The organism is Methylocystis sp. (assembly GCF_021731785.1).
In the GTDB taxonomy this organism is placed as follows: Bacteria; Pseudomonadota; Alphaproteobacteria; order Rhizobiales; family Beijerinckiaceae; genus Methylocystis.
Genome location: NZ_JAKFWS010000107.1, coordinates 21482 through 40820, shown reverse-complemented (window position 1 = coordinate 40820; position 19339 = coordinate 21482). Strand labels below are relative to the sequence as shown.

19 protein-coding genes are annotated in these 19339 nt (G+C 63.6%); 6 read left to right on the top strand and 13 right to left on the bottom strand.

Annotation, left to right across the window (positions count from 1 at the left end; genetic code table 11):
• Positions 1-2 precede the first annotated feature (2 nt).
• The 13 genes from nuoK to QZ964_RS16220 all read right to left on the bottom strand — a co-directional run bounded on the left by nuoK (position 3) and on the right by QZ964_RS16220 (position 11700).
• Entirely contained in the window at positions 3-311 is a 309-nt protein-coding gene (gene nuoK, locus QZ964_RS16280) for an NADH-quinone oxidoreductase subunit NuoK (RefSeq protein WP_292532799.1), read from the bottom strand.
• A gap of 14 nt (positions 312-325) precedes the next feature.
• Positions 326-928, bottom strand: a complete 603-nt coding sequence (locus QZ964_RS16275) for an NADH-quinone oxidoreductase subunit J (protein ID WP_292532773.1) — start codon at positions 926-928, stop codon at positions 326-328.
• Positions 929-980: 52 nt separating this feature from the next.
• The gene (nuoI, locus tag QZ964_RS16270; RefSeq protein ID WP_292532771.1) at positions 981-1469 is read right to left on the bottom strand and encodes an NADH-quinone oxidoreductase subunit NuoI; all 489 of its coding nucleotides are present in this window, start codon (positions 1467-1469) and stop codon (positions 981-983) included.
• Positions 1470-1476: 7 nt separating this feature from the next.
• A complete protein-coding gene (nuoH, locus tag QZ964_RS16265; RefSeq protein WP_292532798.1) occupies positions 1477-2502 on the bottom strand; it encodes an NADH-quinone oxidoreductase subunit NuoH in 1026 nt (341 codons plus the stop codon).
• A 35-nt stretch (positions 2503-2537) separates the two neighbouring features.
• Positions 2538-4598: an NADH-quinone oxidoreductase subunit NuoG gene (gene nuoG, locus QZ964_RS16260; RefSeq protein WP_292532770.1), complete on the bottom strand. Its 2061-nt coding sequence runs from the start codon at positions 4596-4598 to the stop codon at positions 2538-2540.
• Positions 4599-4632: 34 nt separating this feature from the next.
• On the bottom strand, positions 4633-5937 hold the full coding sequence (gene nuoF, locus QZ964_RS16255; RefSeq protein WP_292532768.1) for an NADH-quinone oxidoreductase subunit NuoF: 1305 nt from the start codon (positions 5935-5937) through the stop codon (positions 4633-4635).
• Between the two features lie 21 nt (positions 5938-5958).
• A complete protein-coding gene (nuoE, locus tag QZ964_RS16250) occupies positions 5959-6573 on the bottom strand; it encodes an NADH-quinone oxidoreductase subunit NuoE (protein WP_292532766.1) in 615 nt (204 codons plus the stop codon).
• Positions 6573-7793 (bottom strand): NADH-quinone oxidoreductase subunit D, encoded by a 1221-nt coding sequence (locus tag QZ964_RS16245; RefSeq protein ID WP_292532764.1) that lies wholly within the window; start codon positions 7791-7793, stop codon positions 6573-6575. Before QZ964_RS16245 ends, nuoE begins: the two co-directional genes overlap by 1 nt.
• 11 nt (positions 7794-7804) lie before the next feature.
• Positions 7805-8407: an NADH-quinone oxidoreductase subunit C gene (locus QZ964_RS16240; protein WP_292532763.1), complete on the bottom strand. Its 603-nt coding sequence runs from the start codon at positions 8405-8407 to the stop codon at positions 7805-7807.
• A 160-nt stretch (positions 8408-8567) separates the two neighbouring features.
• Positions 8568-9158 (bottom strand): NADH-quinone oxidoreductase subunit B family protein, encoded by a 591-nt coding sequence (locus QZ964_RS16235; RefSeq protein WP_292532761.1) that lies wholly within the window; start codon positions 9156-9158, stop codon positions 8568-8570.
• A complete protein-coding gene (locus QZ964_RS16230) occupies positions 9149-9514 on the bottom strand; it encodes an NADH-quinone oxidoreductase subunit A (protein ID WP_292532759.1) in 366 nt (121 codons plus the stop codon). The genes QZ964_RS16235 and QZ964_RS16230 overlap by 10 nt, the downstream gene beginning before the upstream one ends.
• Positions 9515-9700: 186 nt before the next feature.
• Positions 9701-10513, bottom strand: coding sequence for an ATP12 family chaperone protein (locus QZ964_RS16225; protein WP_292532757.1), 813 nt, complete (start codon positions 10511-10513; stop codon positions 9701-9703).
• A gap of 113 nt (positions 10514-10626) precedes the next feature.
• Positions 10627-11700, bottom strand: coding sequence for an RluA family pseudouridine synthase (locus QZ964_RS16220; protein WP_292532797.1), 1074 nt, complete (start codon positions 11698-11700; stop codon positions 10627-10629).
• Positions 11701-11857: 157 nt separating this feature from the next.
• Here QZ964_RS16220 and QZ964_RS16215 point away from each other — a divergent pair, with 157 nt between their 5' ends.
• From QZ964_RS16215 to QZ964_RS16190, 6 genes are all read left to right on the top strand, one after another.
• Entirely contained in the window at positions 11858-12679 is an 822-nt protein-coding gene (locus QZ964_RS16215) for a hypothetical protein (RefSeq protein ID WP_292532755.1), read from the top strand.
• Positions 12680-12713: 34 nt separating this feature from the next.
• Positions 12714-13343, top strand: a complete 630-nt coding sequence (locus QZ964_RS16210; RefSeq protein ID WP_292532753.1) for a MotA/TolQ/ExbB proton channel family protein — start codon at positions 12714-12716, stop codon at positions 13341-13343.
• A gap of 143 nt (positions 13344-13486) precedes the next feature.
• The gene (locus QZ964_RS16205) at positions 13487-15265 is read left to right on the top strand and encodes a sodium:solute symporter (protein ID WP_292532751.1); all 1779 of its coding nucleotides are present in this window, start codon (positions 13487-13489) and stop codon (positions 15263-15265) included.
• Between the two features lie 207 nt (positions 15266-15472).
• Complete coding sequence (gene rpsO, locus QZ964_RS16200; RefSeq protein ID WP_292532750.1) at positions 15473-15742, top strand: 30S ribosomal protein S15; 270 nt, start codon at positions 15473-15475, stop codon at positions 15740-15742.
• 196 nt (positions 15743-15938) lie between these two features.
• The gene (gene pnp, locus QZ964_RS16195) at positions 15939-18095 is read left to right on the top strand and encodes a polyribonucleotide nucleotidyltransferase (protein WP_292532749.1); all 2157 of its coding nucleotides are present in this window, start codon (positions 15939-15941) and stop codon (positions 18093-18095) included.
• A gap of 168 nt (positions 18096-18263) precedes the next feature.
• The gene (locus tag QZ964_RS16190) at positions 18264-19337 is read left to right on the top strand and encodes an AI-2E family transporter (protein WP_292532748.1); all 1074 of its coding nucleotides are present in this window, start codon (positions 18264-18266) and stop codon (positions 19335-19337) included.
• The last annotated feature ends 2 nt before the right edge of the window (positions 19338-19339 follow it).

Here is a 19339-nt window from a genome sequence, read left to right as displayed (position 1 = left end):
GGTCAGCCCTTCAAGGAATTGATGTCTTCGACCGAGATCGTGCCGCGGTTGCGATAGAAGGCGACGAGGATCGCGAGGCCGATCGCCGCCTCGGCCGCCGCCACGGTGAGCACGAAGAGCGCGAACACCTGACCGGTGAGATCGGACAACGACTGCGAGAAGGCGACGAAGTTGAGATTGACCGAAAGAAGAATCAGCTCGATCGACATGAGGATGACGATGATGTTCTTGCGGTTGAGGATAATGCCGGCGACGCCGAGCGTGAACAGGATCGCCGCGACGACGAGGTAATGCGTAAGGCCGATGGTCAGCATGGATGTCCTCGTTAGACGCCGGTACGGAACGGCACCTTCTTGATCTCGATCACATTCTCGCGCGTTCGCGCGTTCTGCTCCGCGATTTTCTGGCGCTTGACGCTGGGCTTGTGATGCAGGGTCAGCACGATCGCGCCGATCATCGCGGTGAGCAGCACCAGCGCCGAGGCCTGAAAGAAGATCACATATTTCGTGTAAAGGATCTGGCCGAGCGCCGCGGTATTGCTCATTTGCGGAATGATCGGATTGGCGACGGCGTCAGGCGCCGACGGCGCCGAGCTCCAGCCGATCGCCACCATGCCCAGTTCCGCGAGCACCACGACGCCGACCGCGACGCCGATCGGAAGATATTTGATGAAGCCCTGCTTCAGTTGGGCGAAGTCGACGTCGAGCATCATGACGACGAACAGGAACAGCACCGCGACCGCGCCGACATAGACGACGATGAGGATCATCGCCAGGAATTCCGCGCCGGCGAGCAGGAACAGTCCCGCGCCATTGCAGAAGGCGAGGATGAGAAACAGCACCGAATGCACCGGATTGCGCGCGAAGATCACGACGCCGGCCGAGGCGATCATGCTCGTCGCGAAGAGGTAGAAAAATACGGCCTGCACGTTCGTCGTCCTTACTGCGCCGATGCGGCGTGTTCGTTCGTGTCGCTTCGAATTACCTGTACTGCGAGTCCATCGCGATGTTACGCGCGATCTCGCGTTCCCAGCGGTCGCCGTTCTCGAGCAGACGCTCCTTGGTGTAGTATAGCTCCTCGCGCGTCTCGACCGAGAATTCCGCATTGGGCCCCTCGACGATCGCGTCGACCGGGCAGGCTTCCTGGCAGTAGCCGCAATAGATGCATTTCACCATGTCGATGTCGTAGCGCGTCGTGCGGCGGGTGCCGTCGTTGCGGCGCGGTCCGGCTTCGATGGTGATGGCCTGCGCCGGACAGATCGCCTCGCAGAGCTTGCAGGCGATGCAGCGCTCCTCGCCATTGGGATAGCGGCGCAGCGCATGCTCGCCGCGGTAGCGCGGCGATTGCGGATTCTTCTCATGCGGATAGTTGATCGTCGCCTTCGGCTTGAAGAAGTAGCGCATCGACAAAAGGAATGCGCCGACGAATTCGGTGAGGAAGAGCGACTTGGCGGCTTGATCGAGTTTCATGACGGCCTCAACTGCCTGCCGGTCCCGCCGGCCAGAACTGCAGCACGGCGGCGACGATGACGACCATGGCGAGGGAGATCGGCAGGAAGACTTTCCAGCCCAGACGCATCAGCTGATCGTAGCGATAGCGCGGCACGAAAGCCTTCACCATGGCGAAGAAGAAGAAGAAGAAGCTCACCTTCAGCGTGAACCAGATCACGCCCGGCACATAGGTGAATGGCGCGATGCTGATCGGCGGCAGCCAGCCGCCAAAGAACAGGATCGTCAGCAGCGCGCACATGGTGACGATCGCCACATATTCGGCGAGCATGAACAAGACGTAAGGCGTCGCCGAATATTCGATCATAAATCCGGCGACGAGTTCCGACTCCGCCTCGACGAGATCGAACGGCGGACGGTTGGTCTCGGCGAGCGCCGAGACGAAGAAGATGACGAACATCGGGAAAAGGCGCAGCCAATACCAGCCGGCCATGCCGTAGGACGTATCCTGCGCGGCGACGATGTCGGTCAGATTGAGCGACCCGGCGCAAAGCAGCACCGTGATGATCACGAAGCCGATCGAGACTTCGTAAGAGACCATCTGCGCCGCCGAGCGCAGCGCCGAGAGGAACGGATATTTCGAGTTCGACGCCCAGCCGCCCATGATGACGCCGTAAACGCCAAGCGAGGACAGCGCGAAAATGTAGAGAATGCCGACATTGATGTCGCCGACCGCCCAACCGTCGGCGACCGGGATGACGGCCCAAGCGGCGATCGACAGCGTCGCCATGATGAACGGCGCGAACAGGAAGACGCCCTTATTGGCGACGTCCGGAATCACCGGCTCCTTGAGCGCGAATTTGATGAAGTCCGCGAAGCTCTGCAGAAGTCCCCAGGGGCCGACGACATTCGGTCCGCGCCGCAGCTGCACCGCCGCCCAGATCTTGCGGTCGGCGAGGATGACGTAAGCCACATAGATAAGCAGCGCGACCGCGAGCAGAACGCTCTTCACGAGCGCGAGAAGCAGCGGATATGCGATGAAAAAATCCGAAATGGCGCTGACCCAACCCTCGCTCACGTCCAAAGCTCCTATTCCGCCGCTTGCGCGAGCCGGCCCTGAGCCAGCGCCGAACATTCCGCCATGACCGCCGACGCGCGGGCGATCGGATTTGTGAAGTAGAAATTCTCAATCGCCGGCGCGAACGGGTCCTTCATCGCAACCGCCGGATGACTGGCGAGCGCGATGATCTGCGCGGCTTCGCCCGGCGCGATCTCATCCACTTGCGCGAAGTGGGGATGGGCCTCGACGAGCCGACGACGCAGCGCCGCGAGCGAATCGAAGGGCAGCGGATTGCCGAGCGCGCCCGACAGCGCGCGCAACACCGCCCAATCCTCGCGCGCTTCTCCAGGCGGAAACACGACGCGGAAAGCGCGCTGCACGCGCCCTTCGGTATTGACGTAAAGGCCGGACTTTTCCGTATAGGCGGCACCGGGCAGGATCACGTCGGCGCGATGCGCGCCGCGGTCGCCATGCGTCCCGATATACGCCACGAAGGCGCCGGGTTCGATCGCGAGTTCGTCGGCGCCGAGGTTGAAGATAAGGTCAAGCGCGCCGGCCTTCGCCATCGCGCCCGCATCCAATCCGCCCGCGCCCGGCGTGAAGCCGAGATCGAGCGCGCCCACGCGAGCCGCCGCCGTATGCAGAACCGAAAATCCGTTCCAGCCGTCGCTGAGGCCGCCGAGGTTTTGCGCCGACTGGGCGGCGAGCGTGAGCGCCGCCTCTCCGTCCTCGCGCGCGAGCGCGCCCTGTCCAATGATGACGAGAAGCTTCTCGACAGGTTTCGCGGAACGGAGGAATTGCAAAAGCGAATCGGGGCCGGCGCCGAGATAGTCGTAGCCATAGGTGAGATCGGCGCGCTCGCCAACCAGCGAAATCTTGAAATCGCCTCTCAGCCAGCGCTTACGGATGCGCGCATTGAGGACGGGCGATTCCTTGCGCGGATTGGCGCCGATGATGAGGGCCGCGCCCGCCTGTTCTATGCCGGCGATGGTCGCATTGAAGAGATAAGAGGCGCGGCCGAATTTCGGACCGAGCTTGGCGCCGTCCTGACGGCAATCGAGATTCGGCGTTCCAAGCTGCTCGGCGAGAAGCCTCAGCGCAAAGGTCTCTTCGATCGCGGCGAGATCGCCAACCAGCGCGCCGATGCGCGACGCGGGCGTCGCCTTCGTTTTGGCGGCGACGGCGGCAAGAGCCTCCTGCCAGGAAGCCGGGCGCAATCGGCCATTCTCTCGGATATAGGGGCGATCAAGTCGCTGCGTCTTGAGGCCGTCGACGATCTGGCGCGTCTTGTCGGAAATCCACTCCTCATTCACGAGGTCGTTGATGCGCGGCAGAATGCGCATCACTTCGCGGCCGCGCGAGTCGACGCGGATCGCCGCGCCAAGCGCGTCCATCACGTCGATCGTCTCGGTCTTCTGATATTCCCACGGGCGGCCGCGGAAGCTTTGCGGCTTGGGCAGCAGCGCGCCAACCGGACAAAGATCGGCGACATTGCCCTGCAGCTCCGAGCTCATCGCGCTTTCGAGATAGGTGGTGATCTCCATATCTTCGCCGCGGCCGATCGCGCCCATGTCGCCTGTGCCGGCGACCTCCGCGGTGAAGCGGACGCAACGCGTGCAATGGATGCAGCGGTTCATCTCGGTCTTGACCAACACGCCGATATATTTGTCCTCGACCGCGCGCTTGTTTTCGCGATAGCGCGAGCTGTCGACGCCAAAGACCAGCGCCTGATCCTGCAGATCGCATTCGCCGCCCTGATCGCAGATCGGGCAATCGAGCGGATGGTTGATGAGCAGGAACTCCATCACGCCTTCGCGCGCCTTTTTCACCATCGGCGATTTGGTGAGGACTTCCGGCGGCGCGCCATTGGGGCCAGGGCGAAGATCCTTGACCGACATGGCGCAGGAGGCCTGGGGCTTGGGCGGCCCGCCCTTCACCTCGACGAGGCACATGCGGCAATTGCCGGCGATCGACAGGCGTTCGTGATAGCAAAAGCGCGGAATCTCGACGCCGGCCTGCTCGCAGGCCTGCAGCAGCGTGAACTCTCCCGGCACGTCCACTTCGACGCCATCGACGAGAATCTTAGTCACTTCGCTCTCTCCGAAGTCTCGATGGGTTCGATCATCACTCGGCCGCCACGCGGATTGGATCGGGATGCGGATTGGCCGCATATTGATCGATGCGCTGTTCAATCACGTCGCGGAAATGCGTGATCAGTCCCTGGATCGGCCATGCCGCGGCGTCGCCAAGCGCGCAGATCGTGTGGCCTTCGATCTGCTTCGAGACGTCGAACAGCATGTCGATCTCTTTCTTGTGTGCGCGTCCTTCGACCATGCGCTGCACGACGCGCCACATCCAGCCGGTTCCCTCACGGCAGGGTGTGCACTGGCCGCAGCTTTCGTGCTTGTAGAAGTAGGCAAGACGGGCGATGGCGCGAATAATGTCGGTGGACTTGTCCATGACGATCACCGCCGCGGTGCCGAGGCCCGATTTAAGCGCCACGAGACTGTCGAAGTCCATCGGGCAATCGACGATTTCATGCGATGGCACGCAGCGCACCGATGAACCGCCCGGAATGACGGCGAGCAGATTGTCCCAGCCGCCGCGCACGCCGCCGCAATGGGTCTCGATCAATTCGCGGAAAGAGATCGACATGGCCTCTTCGACGTTGCACGGCCGATTGACGTGGCCGGAAATCGAAAAAAGCTTGGTGCCGGTGTTGTTGGGCCTGCCGATGCCGGCGAACCAGGCGGCGCCGCGGCGCAGGATGGTCGGCGCGACGGCGATCGACTCGACATTATTGACCGTCGTCGGGCAGCCATAGAGACCGACATTGGCGGGGAACGGCGGCTTCAAGCGGGGCATGCCCTTCTTGCCCTCGAGGCTTTCGAGCAGCGCGGTTTCCTCGCCGCAGATATAGGCGCCGGCGCCGTGATGGACGTAAAGATCGAAAGGATAACCGTGGATGTTGTCCTTGCCGATCAGCCGCGCTTCATAGGCTTCGTCGACGGCTTTCTGGAGCGCGATGCGCTCGGCGATGAACTCGCCACGAATGTAGATATAACAGGCATGCGCGCCCATGGCGTAGCTCGCGACAAGCGCGCCTTCGACCAGCGTATGCGGATCGTTGCGCATGATCTCGCGATCTTTGCAGGTGCCGGGCTCCGACTCGTCGGCGTTGATGACGAGATAATGCGGACGCTTCGGATCGATTTCCTTCGGCATGAAGGACCATTTGAGGCCGGTCGAAAAACCGGCGCCGCCGCGCCCGCGCAGACCTGAGGCCTTGATCTCATTGATGATCGAGTCGCGACCCTTGTCGAGCAGCGCCTTGGTTTTGTCCCACTGGCCACGCTTTCGCGCGCCGGCAAGCGAGCGGTCGCCCAAGCCATAAAGATTGGTGAAAATTCGATCTGCGTCGGAAAGCATGGTTTCTCCTCTTCCCTCCGCCTATTTCGCGCCGTCGCCGTAAAACGACGTGAGACTCGTGAGCTTGCCGACCGGCTCCGAAGAGACGCGCCCAATCTGCGAGCCAGTCTTCACAGGACGGCCCGCAGCGAGATTGTCGAGAAGCTTCTCGAAATTCTCGGCCGTCAGATCCTCGTAATAGTCGTCGTTGATCTGCACCATCGGCGCGTTGCAGCAGGCGCCGAGGCACTCGACTTCAAGCCAGGAAAACAGCCCGTCGTCGGTCACGCGGCGCTGAGGGCCGACGCGGCGCTGCAGCACGTCGATAATTTCATCCGAGCCGGCGAGCAGGCAGGGCGTCGTGCCGCAAAGCTGGATGAAATATTTGCCGACCGGCGCCAGATTGAACATCGAATAGAAGGTCGCGATTTCGAGCACGCGAATCTTCGCCATGCCGAGCGCCTGCGCGACATTTTCGATCGCCGCCTGCGACAGCCAATTGTCATGCTGCTTTTGCGCCTGCCACAGCGCCGGCACGACCATGGACGCCTGTCGGCCGTCAGGGTATTTGGCGATCTGCTCGTCGAGCCACGCCTTGTTTTCGGGCGTGAATTCGAAGCTCTCGGTTTGTTCTTCGGCGAGACGACGGACGGACATTAGCGATCGACCTCCCCGAAGACGATATCGAGCGAACCCAGAATCGCCGAGACGTCAGCGAGCATGTGGTTCTTGCAGAGAAAATCCATGGCGGACAGATGGGCGAAGCCCGGCGCGCGAATCTTGCAGCGATAGGGCTTGTCGCCGCCATCCGACACGAGATAGACGCCAAATTCGCCCTTGGGCGCCTCAACCGCGGCGTAGACTTCGCCTTGCGGCACGTGAAAGCCTTCGGTGAACAGTTTGAAGTGATGGATGAGCGCCTCCATCGAGCGCTTCATCTCGCCGCGCGACGGCGGCGTGATCTTATGATTGGGCGTCATCACCGGGCCGCGGTTTTCGGCGCGCATCAGCTTCTCGACGCATTGCTTCATGATCGACGTCGACTGCCGCATTTCCTCCATGCGGATCACGGCGCGGTCATAGCAATCGCCATGCTTGCCGACCGGAATGTCGAATTCCATTTCCTCGTAGCATTCATAGGGCTGCGCCTTGCGCAAATCCCAAGCGGCGCCCGAGCCGCGCACCATCACTCCCGAGAAGCCCCATTTCCAGGCGTCCTCAAGCGAGATGACGCCAATGTCGACATTGCGCTGCTTGAAGATACGGTTGCCGATGAAGAGTTCGTCGAGATCCTCGACGACTTTCAAGAATGGATCGCAAAAGGCGCCGATGTCCTCGACGAGCTGGTCGGGCAGGTCGCGCGCGACGCCGCCGGGCCGGAAATAATTGGCGTGCATGCGCGCGCCCGAGGCGCGCTCATAGAACACCATCAGCTTTTCGCGCTCCTCATAGCCCCACAGCGGCGGCGTAAGCGCGCCAACGTCCATCGCCTGCGAAGTGACGTTCAGGAGATGCGACAAGAGACGGCCGATTTCGGCGTAAAGCACGCGGATAAGCTGGCCGCGACGCGGAACGTCGACGCCGAGCAGACGCTCGATCGCAAGACAGAACGCATGTTCCTGATTCATCGGCGCGCAATAATCGAGCCGATCGAAATATGGCACGTTCTGCAGATAGGTTCGCGCCTCCATCAGCTTCTCGGTGCCGCGATGGAGAAAACCGACATGCGGGTCGACGCGCTCGACGACTTCACCGTCGAGTTCGAGAATGAGGCGCAGCACGCCATGCGCAGCCGGATGCTGCGGACCGAAGTTGATGTTGAAGTTGCGCAGGCCTTGGGAGGCCGGTTGGTCTGGCGCTGGCGTTTGATCGTTCATCTGCGACGCGCTCACTTACTCGCCTTTTCATCGCCCGGCAGGTCGTAATGCACGCCCTCCCACGGCGAGAGAAAATCGAAGTTGCGGTATTCCTGACTGAGCCGCACGGGCTCATAAACGACGCGCTTCTGCTCGTCGTCGTAGCGCACCTCGACGAAGCCGGTCATCGGGAAGTCCTTGCGCAGCGGATGACCGGCGAAGCCGTAGTCGGTCATGATGCGGCGCAAATCGGGATGGCCGGAAAAAATCACGCCGAAGAGATCGTAGGTCTCGCGCTCGAACCAGTCGGCGCCGGGATAGAGCGCGGTCAATGATGCGACAGGCGTTTCTTCGGACGCCGGCGTCTTGATCCGGATGCGGCGGTTGTATTTGGGCGAGAGCAGATGCGCGACAACCTCGAAACGCTCAGCGCGCTCGGGATAATCCGCCGCCGTCACGTCGATGAAGCACACAAAGAGACAGTCGGGGTCGTCGCGCAGATGCGTCGCGACCTCGAGCCAACGCGGCCGCGCCACGGTCAGCGTGAGTTCGCCACAGGCGACCTTCGCGGCCATGATCGCGCCTGGCAGGGCGCCGCTAATCCTTGCGCCGAGAGCTTCCAACTCAGCCGACATTCTAAATTCCTTGGCGTGCCGCAATTCCCTCGTCCTTCGAGACGGCGGCTGCGCCGCCTCCTCAGGATGAGGGAATTGCTTGACCCGACCTCATCCTGAGGAGCCCGCGCAAGCGGGCGTCTCGAAGGACGAGGGCGGACAAACCCTCAATTTCGCGTCGTTAGCGCTCGATCGTGCCCGTGCGCCGGATTTTCTTCTGCAGCAGCAGCATGCCGTAAACGAGCGCCTCGGCCGAAGGCGGGCATCCCGGCACATAGATGTCGACCGGAATGATGCGATCGCAGCCGCGCACCACCGAATAGGAATAGTGGTAGTAGCCGCCGCCATTGGCGCAGGAGCCCATCGAGATGACGTAGCGCGGCTCCGGCATCTGGTCGTAAACCTTGCGGAGCGCCGGCGCCATTTTGTTGGTCAGCGTGCCGGCGATGATGATGCAATCCGACTGGCGCGGGCTCGCGCGCGGCGCAAATCCGAAACGCTCCAGATCGTAGCGCGGCATCGCCGCCTGGATCATCTCGACGGCGCAGCAGGCGAGGCCGAAGGTCATCCACATCAGCGAGCCGGTCCGCGCCCAGTTGATGACGTCATCCGTCGCGGTGACGAAAAAGCCCTTGTCGGCGAGTTCGTCGTTGAGATGAAGAAAGAACGGGTCGTCCGAGCCGACAGGCTTGCCGGTGCGCGGATCGATCAGTCCCTTGGCCTGCGGCGCGACCAGGGTCTGGCGCGCGCCTTCCTTCTCGATCAATCCCATTCCAGAGCTCCCTTGCGCCACTCGTAGACGAAGCCGACGGTGAGCACGCCAAGGAAGACCATCATCGACCAGAAGCCGAAGGCGCCCGCTTCCTTGAAGGCCACCGCCCAGGGAAAGAGAAAGGCCACTTCAAGATCGAAGACGATGAAAAGGAGAGAAACCAGATAGAAGCGCACGTCGAATTTCATGCGCGCGTCGTTGAACGGGTTGAAGCCGCATTCATAGGCGGACATTTTTTCGGGGTCCGGCGCCTTGAAGGCGAGCAGGAAGGGCGCGACGAGCAGCGCGCCGGAGATCACCGCCGAAAGCGCGATGAAAATCGCCAGCGGCAGATATTGTTCGAGCAGCAGGGGCATCGAGTCTTGTCCGACTTCGGCGGGGCGACGGCCGGTCGCGGGAGCGTTTCCTTGGCTGTTTTCCTTAGAACGACTCCAGGCCGCGCGTTCCGTAACAAAGGCCATTGTGCAAAGCAAGAGAGGAAGCGCCCGGCCAGCGATTTGGCCGCAGCCTTGATCGAAGGCGCCTTCAAAACGGGCGGTCGATTACTGGGGCGTCGAATGGCGCGACAAAGTCGCCGCAGCCTGGAACTCATTAAGACGCGCCGCCCGCCGGGCCAAAGCCTCGGCGTCCGCGCCCCAGGCGCGCATCTGCCAGTCTTCATCGATGTTGGCGGCGTTCCAGGCCATGGCCACGTCTAATTCTCGCAGCGCGGTCGCGAGCGCGATGACCGCCGAACCTGTGAGCGTCGTCATGACGTCGAGCGCCGCGAGCCTGAGCGGGGCGCTCGCCCCCTCGCCCACATAGTCGCGCACGGCGCGCGCAAAGGCGTCGAGCGCCTCCTGCGGCTGTTCGATGAACATGACGCCTTCGGCGAGCGCGAATTTCGCCCCGAGCTTGTCGCGCGCGAAGGCGACGAGCGGGTCCCAGGCCGCCGACTGGGCGGCCGCCAAGCTCTCCGGCGCGCCGGCGCGGTAGCAGATGAGGTCGGAGCCCGCGTATTTGACGATTTCGGCCTCGACATCGGCCATTTGGGCCGCCACCCCATCGAGCGACGTGTTCATCAGCTTGGTCAGCGGCATCGTCGCGGGATCGATCGTTTCGCCCTGGCCCGCCCATTCGGCGGCGACCCCTTCCATGAGCAGCCGCGACGGCGCAACTAGCGGGCGTCTTGCCGGCGTATTGACCGGCCGGCCGTCGAGAAAAACGCCGTATCCCCCTTCGGTGGGCGCCGCGACCGCCTCCTTATAGAAACGCTTCGGCAAAGCGCGCGCCGGTTCGCGCGCGGCCTTTACCGGATCGCGCTCTTCAGGAGAAACGAAGAACTCGGCTTCGAGGCCCGTGGGTTCTTTTGACATATGTCAATCCTAGAGGGCGTCCGAACGAAACGCGCTTCCCTTTCGGCATGGCCGGGCTTGGGACACCCACGGCGTGGATGCTCGCGACAAGCATGACGCGCCAAAAAGGCGACTCACGCGTCTGGCGCATCTTCGATCGGGTCGTGACGTTTCACGTCGAAGCCGAACATCTCCCAGCTTTGTTGCATATGATCGGGCAGCGGCGCGGTCACGTCCAGAGTTCCGCCTTTGGGATGCGGCAGCACAAGGCGGCGGGCGAGGAGGTGCAGCTTGCGCTCAAGCCCCTGGGGCATCGCCCGCAGCGGATCGCGCCTTCGGACCTCGTCCTCGGGGCGATGGCCATATTTGGGGTCGCCGAAGATCGGATGGCCGATCGCCTCCGCATGAGCGCGCAGCTGATGCGTGCGGCCGGTCAGCGGCTTCATCGACAGCCAGGCGCAGCGCGGCGCGACCTTGTCGACGATCGCGTAATAGGTCAGCGAATGCTGCGCGTCGGACTCGCCATGCTTGGCGACGCGCATTTTCTCGAGGTCTCTTGCGCCGCCTCTGGTCTTCTCCATGCCGGCGCCTTTCGCGAGATAGAGCGAGATCCGGCCCTGCGCCGGTTTCGGCACGCCCTCGACAAGCGCCCAATAGATCTTCGTGGCCTGCCGGGAGCGGAAAATCTCGCCGAGGTCGGCGGCCATCCGCCGGTTCTTGGCGACGAGCAGCACGCCCGACGTGTCGCGGTCGAGGCGATGCACCAGCACGGGACGCGTATCGCCTTTGGCGAGCGATTCCAACATCCCGTCAATATGGCGCGTTTGACCTGAGCCGCCCTGCGTCGCCAGCCCGTAGGGCTTGTTGAGGACGAGCAAATCCTTGTCCTCAAAGAGCGTCATGTCGGCCAGCGCCCGCGCGTCCTTGGGGTCGACGCGCTCCACCGCCGGCGCGGCGGGCGCCTCGATCCTTAACGGCGGCACCCGAACTTTCTGTCCTTCTTCGAGCCGCGTCGAGGTTTCGACGCGCTTGCCGTCGACCCGCACCTCGCCCTTGCGGCAGATTTTAGCGAGATGGGACAAAGCGAGCGCGGGGTAGCGCCGCTTGAACCAGCGGTCGAGGCGCATGCCCGCCTCGTCTTCGGCGACGACGGCGGTGGCGACGCCTGACGCGGCGGCGGGCGTCGGCGGTTTTGGACTGGCGGCCATGACCGGCTTATCGGCCAAAGCCGGCCGCATGTCGATCAGGACACGGCCGCCTTTTCAGGCGCCGCACAAAGCCGCACCTCCCGGCGACGGCTTGAAGCGCCAAGCTTCCTGCGTATGATGCAGATCATAAATGGCGCATCGGCGGAGCGCTTGAAAAGTGAATAAGATTACGACGAGTCCCAAAACAGGCGCGCAGGTTCAAGATCGCCCGCCACTCAGGCCCCGTTGGCTGCATCCCCTCTCCGCCATTTCGGTTGTCGCGATATTCGTCGCCTTCTTCGCTTCAGGCGTTTACTGGCCGCAGTCTCCGGTCATCGACTTGAACGCCATAGACGCGGAACTCATTCCGGAGGGCGTTTCCCTGGAGGCTGGCGATCTCGCGCCCGAGGGAGATTCGCTCGAGGAACCGCTCCCAATCGAAACGGCGTCTCTTAGCGTTGAGGGAATGGATGAGCTGATCTCCGACGCGCCGCCGTCCCCGCTGATCATGGAGCCCGACGCGGTTCAAGCGCCCGAGAAGAAAGAAAAGGCCGAGAAAAAGGAAAAGGTCGAGAAGCCCAAGAAAGCCGAGCAAAAAGCGCGGGAAAAGCGAGAAGCCGCAAGAGACGGCGAGCGCGCCGCCCGGACCGGTCGGCGCTATGGCCTCCCCGGTGGGACCGGCCAGGGTTCCGGCACGGCGCGAGTCGCGGGCCGCTTCGGATTGCCGGGGGGCCGAGGCGACGCTTCCGCCGCCTCACAAGCGAGTTGCATCGCCCAGGTCGCCGCTTCGATCCGCGGTCGTACGCCTGCCGTGACAAGCCTGGGGCCGGGAACGGTCTCCGTGTCCTTCTATATCAACGCCGGCGGCGGTATTTCGGGCATTTCAGTCTCTGGCGGAAGCCCGGCGCATGCAGCGCTCGCGCGGCGCATCGTCGCCTCTTCGCGTGGGCCAGGCAGCTGCGGGCCGGTGTTCGCGCGCCAGGGCATCACCTTTCAATAGCGCATAGCCGCGCGAGCCTCAGGAGAGCGTTGCAATGGATTTCGCGCCAATGTCGCCCCTCGGCATGTTTCTTTATGCCGGACCAGTCAGCAAAGTGGTGATGGCGCTTCTTCTCGCCGCGGCGGTTTGGACCTGGGTGCTCATCATCGACGGCGTTTTTGTTCTTGTGCGGCTGTCGAAGGCGCTCGATCGCGCGCGCGCCGGCGGCGACATCGGCGTTCTGTGGCCGATCGCCGCGGCCGCAAGCGAAGCCTCGCATGCCGAACTGCCCGACGAAACGCCTCATCTGAAGCGCGAACGCGTGCTCCAGCAGATGAACCGCGCCGCGCGTGAATTCATGCTCGACGCCGAAGGCGGCCTTCCCGTTCTGGCGGTCGTCGCCTCGGCGGGCCCATTTATCGGCCTGTTCGGCACGGTCTGGGGCATTATGTCGAGCTTCTCGGGAATTGCGCAGACGCAGGACACCAGTCTTGCGGTCGTCGCCCCCGGCATCGCAGACGCTTTGGCCGCGACGGCCTATGGGCTCGCCGCCGCCATCCCGGCCGCAATCGGCTATAACCGTATGGGCATGGCCTTCGGCGACCTGAGAGAGAAATTGAGCCGTTACGTCGTGACTTATGCGAGTTCGATCGCACAGACCACGGAATCGCCCCAAGGCGGATAACGCGATCGATCTCTAAAAATATTATGCGAAAGGCCGGGCGCCGCTTTTTATTCAGCGCGCTCTGTTGCGGCGCGCGCGCCATCTTGGCCCGCGAGACCTCCTCGTCTAGAGTTTCCCCGCTTTTGATTTGAGCGGGAAAAATAATGAGCGATCGGTCCAGCGAGCAGGCGTTGCTCGACAGAGCTAACCTCGACGCCAAAATCGCCTTCGTGGCCGCGAGCTTCCTCTTGGCTTACGCCTTTGCGGCGCTTCTCGATCGCGTCGGCGCGCCGGAGCGCTTTGTCGGCGCCGCGCCGCCCTATTTCACCATCCTCGGCCTCGCCACGCTCGGCTTCCTCCTGCATTCGATGCGCGTGTCGGTCTACTACACCGCCGGCCGCGCGGTGCCCGCCGCCTATGCCGGCTTCGCTGACGCCGCGATCGTGGTCGCCCTGATGCTGCCCTTTGGCGCGCGTCTCGCCGGATGCAGCTGGTCGATGGGCGCGATCGCCGGCGTCTTCGTCGGCCTCGCGCTGGCGGGACTTTATCTGGGACCGCTGCTGCGCAAGACTGGCGTGTTTTCGATTTCAGAGCTTCTCTGCGCGCGTTTCCAGAGCGCGGCGACCCGGGTCGGTTTCATTGGCGCGGTGGCGTTGTCCTCGACGCTGCTCGCCGCCGCCGGCGGCCTGATCGCAGTCAATGCGCTCGTCGACCTCACCGGCGCCAATCGGGCTTTCGCGGCGTTTCTCATCGCCGCGACGAGCCTCATCATCGCCGGCCCGGGTGGATTGTCCGGCGTCATGTGGGCGGCCGCCGCCGCCGCCGGCGTGGCGACGCTGGGCTTCGGCTGGCCGATTGCGGCGCTCAGCGTCCGCGACGCTCTCCCGGCTGGCTTGATCTTCGGCGGCGACGCCTGGACGGAGGCGGCGAACCTGCTGGCAAGCTGGAACGTAACGCCGGCGCAACTGGGCGTTCCGGTTGAACTCGCCACGACCCTGGCGACGGCGCTCGGGCTCGCGACGCTGGCTCCTGTGCTCGCCGCCTCGGTGACGACGGCAGACAGGCGGAGCGCGCGACGGGCCGGGATCGCCGGCCTGTTCTGGGGCGTCGTCATCGCGCTGCTGGCGGCGGCGGCGATCGCTGCCTCGGCGCTCTCGCTCGCCCGCGCGACGGCGGGACAGCCGCCGGAACGTTTGCCGCAAATGGTCTATCAGGCGAGCGAGCGCGGCCTGATCAGCATTTGCGGCTATTCTGTGCGCGGACCCTCCGAAGCGCAGCGCGCTTGCGCCGCGCGAGGATACGCCCCAGGCGCGCCGCTCGCGGCATCCGACATCCGCCCGATCGACGGGGACTTTCTGCTCGGCTTCCTGCCCCAGGCGGCGGAGCTCGGCGCGGCCGCTTCTGGGCTTCTCGCCTCGGCGCTTGTGGCGCTTGGGCTCGCGCTCGCCACGGCGAGCCTGCAAGCCTGCGCGACAGCCTTCGGCCATGACGCGCTTTATCGACTGCGCGGCGAGATCGACCTGACGAGCCGGCGTCTCGCCGTCAACCGCATCACGCTGGTGATCGTCTCGACGCTCGCTTACGTGGCCGCCGTCGCTGGCGTATTCACGCCCGGCGCGCTCGTCGCCGCGGCGCTCGCGGTGTCCGCAGCCTGCCTCGCGCCCTCTCTTGCGCTGGCTTTTTGGCCAGGAGCCGGCGACCGCGAAGCGCTCTTCGCGCTCTGCGGCGGTGCGGTCGGACTCTTTGGCGCATTGGCCACGGCCGAGACGCCCAATCGCATTGAAATCTATGCGCTGTGCGCGCTCGTCGGCGTAACGCTTGGCGGCGCGTTCGGACTGCTTTCGGGCCTTGCTTCAAGAAGCGACAAGCCGGCAGCGCGCGCCTTCGTCATCCGCATGCTGCGCGGCGACGCCCAGATGCTCGACCCGGATAAGGGCGCGTAAGATTCCGAAAGCTCCCGGGCTTCCGATTGAATCTCCGCCATTTGCGTCTGGCCGGAGATCGAGCCCTACCCTTCGCTCCAAAACCTGCTATAAGGCCCCGCACGCCCCGGCTCGCCGGGGCGGCTCCGTTTTCGTGCGACCCTGCTGGACGACATCCCGGCCCAGGCCGCAGAGCGCGGATCAACCCTTAAGAACAAGGAAAATCCGATGTCGATCACGGCGGAGCGCAAGCAGGCGCTCATCAAGGAATATTCCACCAAGGCGAACGATACGGGTTCGCCCGAGGTGCAGGTGGCGATTCTCACCGAACGGATCTCCAATCTGACCGAACACTTCAAGACGCATGCGAAAGACAATCATTCGCGTCGCGGACTTTTGAAGCTCGTCTCCCAGCGCCGCCAGCTCCTCGACTATGTCAAGGTGCGCGACGAACCGCGCTACAAGACCCTGATCGAGCGGCTCGGCATTCGCCGCTAACTGCAAACTGAGCGATGGCGGCGCCGATGCGCCGCTTTTCCATTACCGAGCGTCGAAAGGGGCGCTCGCCACGACCCAAGCGTAAAGTCATGGCAGGATCGCCGGACGCTGCGTCGACGCTTTACGAAACATCGCTGCCGCAGCTTCTCGCCGTCTTGCTCATGACGAACCGCGGGTTCATCAGAGAAAGACCAGCATGTTCCAGATTCACCGCGAAGAAATCGATTGGGCCGGGCGTAAGCTCGTGCTCGAGACCGGCAAGGTCGCTCGCCAGGCCGACGGCGCCGTGATGGCGAGTTGGGGCGAAACGACAGTGCTCGCCACGGTCGTTTCGGCCAAGACGGCAAAGCCCGGCCAGGACTTTTTTCCGCTCACCGTCAACTATCAGGAAAAGGCCTTCGCCGCGGGCCGCATTCCCGGCGGCTACTTCAAGCGCGAGGGCCGTCCCTCCGAGCGCGAGACGCTGATCTCGCGTCTCATCGACCGGCCAATCCGCCCGCTTTTCCCCGACGGATACCGAAACGACACCCAGGTTATCGTGACGGTGCTGTCGCATGACCTTGAAAACGATCCCGACATTCTGGCCATGGTCGCCGCCTCCGCGGCGCTGACGCTTTCCGGCGTTCCTTTCATGGGACCCGTCGGCGGCGCGCGCGTCGGCTACATCAACGGCCAGCTGAAGCTCAATCCGACGATCGAGGAGATGAAGACCTCGACGCTCGACCTCATCGTCGCCGGCACGCAGGACGCGGTGCTAATGGTCGAGTCAGAAGCCAAGGAGCTCTCCGAAGAAACGATGCTCGATGCGGTGATGACCGGCCATCGCGGCTTCCAGCCGATAATCGACGCCATCATCCGCCTCGCCGAGCGCGCCGCCAAAGACCCGCGCGATCTCGTCATCGCCGACACGACGGACGTCGCGAACGCAGTCGCCCAGATCGCCGAAGCTGAGCTGCGCGATGCCTACAAGCACACGGTGAAGCAGGAGCGCTACGCCGCCGTCGACGCGGTGAAGGCGAAGGTCATGGCCGCGCTCTTCCCCGAGGGCGCCGAGCCGAAGTTCAGCAAGGAGCAGGTCGGCGAAGCGTTCAAGGCGTTGCAGGCCAAGGTCGTTCGCAACAACATTCTTGACACCGGCCTGCGCATAGACGGCCGCGACGTGAAGACCGTGCGTCAGATCGTCGCCGAGGTCGGCGTTCTTCCGCGCACCCATGGCTCGGCGCTGTTTACGCGCGGCGAGACGCAGGCGCTCGTCGTGGCGACGCTAGGGACGGGCGAAGACGAGCAATATGTCGATTCGCTCGAAGGCACCTATAAGGAGCGCTTTTTGCTCCATTACAACTTTCCGCCCTATAGCGTCGGCGAGACCGGCCGCATGGGTTCGCCCGGCCGTCGCGAAATCGGCCATGGCAAGCTCGCCTGGCGCGCCCTTCGCCCCATGCTGCCGGCGGTGGCTGAGTTCCCCTATACGCTGCGCGTCGTCTCGGAGATCACCGAGTCGAATGGCTCGTCCTCGATGGCGACGGTCTGCGGCACCTCGCTCGCATTGATGGACGCGGGCGTGCCGCTCAAGGCGCCGACCGCCGGCATCGCCATGGGCCTCATTCTGGAGGGCGAGCGCTTCGCCGTGCTCTCGGACATTCTCGGCGACGAGGATCATCTCGGCGACATGGACTTCAAAGTGGCGGGCACGTCCAATGGCGTCACCTCGCTGCAGATGGACATCAAGATCGCCGGCATCACCGAAGAGATCATGAAGGTCGCGCTGGCGCAGGCGAAGGACGGCCGCCTGCACATTCTCGGCGAAATGGCGAAGGCGATCGCCAGTTCGCGCGCCGAACTCGGCGAATTCGCGCCGCGCATCGAGACGATGAAAATCCCGACCGACAAGATCCGCGACGTGATCGGCTCGGGCGGCAAGGTCATCCGCGAGATCGTCGAGAAGACCGGCGCCAAGATCAACATCGAAGACGACGGCACGGTGAAGGTCGCTTCCGCCGACGGCAATTCGATCAAGGCGGCGATCAACTGGATCAAATCCATCGCCTCCGATCCAGAGGTCGGCATGATTTACGAGGGCACGGTGGTGAAGACCGCGGACTTCGGCGCCTTCGTCAATTTCTTCGGAGCCAAGGACGGGCTCGTTCACATTTCGCAGCTCTCCAAGCAGCGCGTGAACAAGACGACGGACGTGGTGAAGGAAGGCGATCGCGTGAAGGTGAAACTTCTCGGCTTCGACGACCGCGGCAAGGTGCGCCTCTCGATGCGAGTCGTCGATCAGGAGACCGGCGAGGACCTCGAGGCCAAAGAAAAAGCCGAGCGCGAAGCCGCGGCGGCGAACGGCGGAGAATAGATCCCTTACCGGGCGGCTCTCGAAGCCGCCCGGTTTTTTTTGCGCCGAGACGGCAAGCCCTTTCACAAGCGCCAATTGACGCTCGGCCAGAGAATCGACCGCGGTTCCTCCTTGCCTCGCCCGTGGCGCGCCCTGTCTATAGGCTCGACGCGGCGATAGAGGCGGGACATGAACGAGGAGCTGGAAGCGGCGGCGCTGGTCGATCGGGAACAGAAATTCTCGATCGACGTTTTTGTCCTCGCCAGACTCGCCGTCACGCTTGCCCTTATTGGCGGCTCCGTGTTGGTCGCCGCGCCTTTTCTGCCTGCGCTCACCTGGGCGCTTGTGCTGGCGGTTGTGTTCGTCGTGCCGCATCGCTTCCTCGAGCGCTTTCTGCCGTCCTCGATTGCGGCCGGCGTGTCTATGCTGATCGTCGGGCTCTTGGTCGTCGGACCGCTGCTGCTGGTGATCGAACGGATCGTCAACGAGGCCGCCGCAGGCGTCGCCTATGTCCAGAAAGCGGTTCAGGAAGGCGATTGGCAAACCATGCTCAATGCGCATCCCTGGCTCGCCAGCCTGCAACACTGGATCGAGGTCAGAGTCGATCTTCAGGCGATTTTCTCGCAGCTCGGCGCTTTCCTTACCAATCTCGCCGCGAACCTGTTGCGCACGTCGACGGGTCAGGTCGTCACCACGCTGCTGGCGTTCTATTTTCTCTTCTTTCTGTTGCGCGACCGAGCCGTGGCGCTTCAGACGTTCGCGCGATTGTCGCCTTTCTCAAATCTCGAAACCGGCAAAATCATCGTGCGCGTGCGCGATACGATCCACGCGATCATTTTCGGAACTCTGGCGATCGCCGCCCTGCAGGGCTTGCTCGGCGGCTTCATGTTCTGGGCGCTTGGCTTGAACTCGCCTGTGCTCTGGGGTCTGATCATGGGCGCGTTGTCGATCGTGCCGGTGCTCGGCTCCTTCGTCATCTGGATTCCGGCGACGATCTTCCTCTTGATCGAGAGCCGATGGATCGCAGCCCTCATTCTCGGCCTGTGGGGCGGCGTGGTGATCGCCAGCGCCGACAATCTGGTCCGGCCGCTGCTGATCGGCGACAGCATGCGCCTGCACACCGTCCCGGCGTTCATCGCCATGCTCGGCGGCCTGCAATTGTTCGGCGCCTCGGGCATCGTCCTCGGCCCGATCGTTATGGCGCTCACGCCCTTGGTGCTGGATTTCTGGCGCCGCCGCGTCGGACCCGATGAGCCCGCTTAAAC

Excerpts from the sequence above, each read along its gene's own strand:
- nuoI (WP_292532771.1), bottom strand. The coding sequence starts at position 1,469 with ATGAAACTCGATCAAGCCGCCAAGTCGCTCTTCCTCACCGAATTCGTC.
- nuoF (WP_292532768.1), bottom strand. The coding sequence starts at position 5,937 with ATGCTTTCCGACGCAGATCGAATTTTCACCAATCTTTATGGCTTGGGC.
- nuoE (WP_292532766.1), bottom strand. The coding sequence starts at position 6,573 with ATGTCCGTCCGTCGTCTCGCCGAAGAACAAACCGAGAGCTTCGAATTC.
- QZ964_RS16245 (WP_292532764.1), bottom strand. The coding sequence starts at position 7,793 with ATGAACGATCAAACGCCAGCGCCAGACCAACCGGCCTCCCAAGGCCTG.
- QZ964_RS16240 (WP_292532763.1), bottom strand. The coding sequence starts at position 8,407 with ATGTCGGCTGAGTTGGAAGCTCTCGGCGCAAGGATTAGCGGCGCCCTG.
- QZ964_RS16235 (WP_292532761.1), bottom strand. The coding sequence starts at position 9,158 with ATGGGATTGATCGAGAAGGAAGGCGCGCGCCAGACCCTGGTCGCGCCG.
- QZ964_RS16230 (WP_292532759.1), bottom strand. The coding sequence starts at position 9,514 with ATGCCCCTGCTGCTCGAACAATATCTGCCGCTGGCGATTTTCATCGCG.
- QZ964_RS16225 (WP_292532757.1), bottom strand. The coding sequence starts at position 10,513 with ATGTCAAAAGAACCCACGGGCCTCGAAGCCGAGTTCTTCGTTTCTCCT.
- QZ964_RS16220 (WP_292532797.1), bottom strand. The coding sequence starts at position 11,700 with ATGGCCGCCAGTCCAAAACCGCCGACGCCCGCCGCCGCGTCAGGCGTC.
- QZ964_RS16210 (WP_292532753.1), top strand. The coding sequence starts at position 12,714 with ATGGATTTCGCGCCAATGTCGCCCCTCGGCATGTTTCTTTATGCCGGA.
- QZ964_RS16205 (WP_292532751.1), top strand. The coding sequence starts at position 13,487 with ATGAGCGATCGGTCCAGCGAGCAGGCGTTGCTCGACAGAGCTAACCTC.
- rpsO (WP_292532750.1), top strand. The coding sequence starts at position 15,473 with ATGTCGATCACGGCGGAGCGCAAGCAGGCGCTCATCAAGGAATATTCC.
- pnp (WP_292532749.1), top strand. The coding sequence starts at position 15,939 with ATGTTCCAGATTCACCGCGAAGAAATCGATTGGGCCGGGCGTAAGCTC.
- QZ964_RS16190 (WP_292532748.1), top strand. The coding sequence starts at position 18,264 with ATGAACGAGGAGCTGGAAGCGGCGGCGCTGGTCGATCGGGAACAGAAA.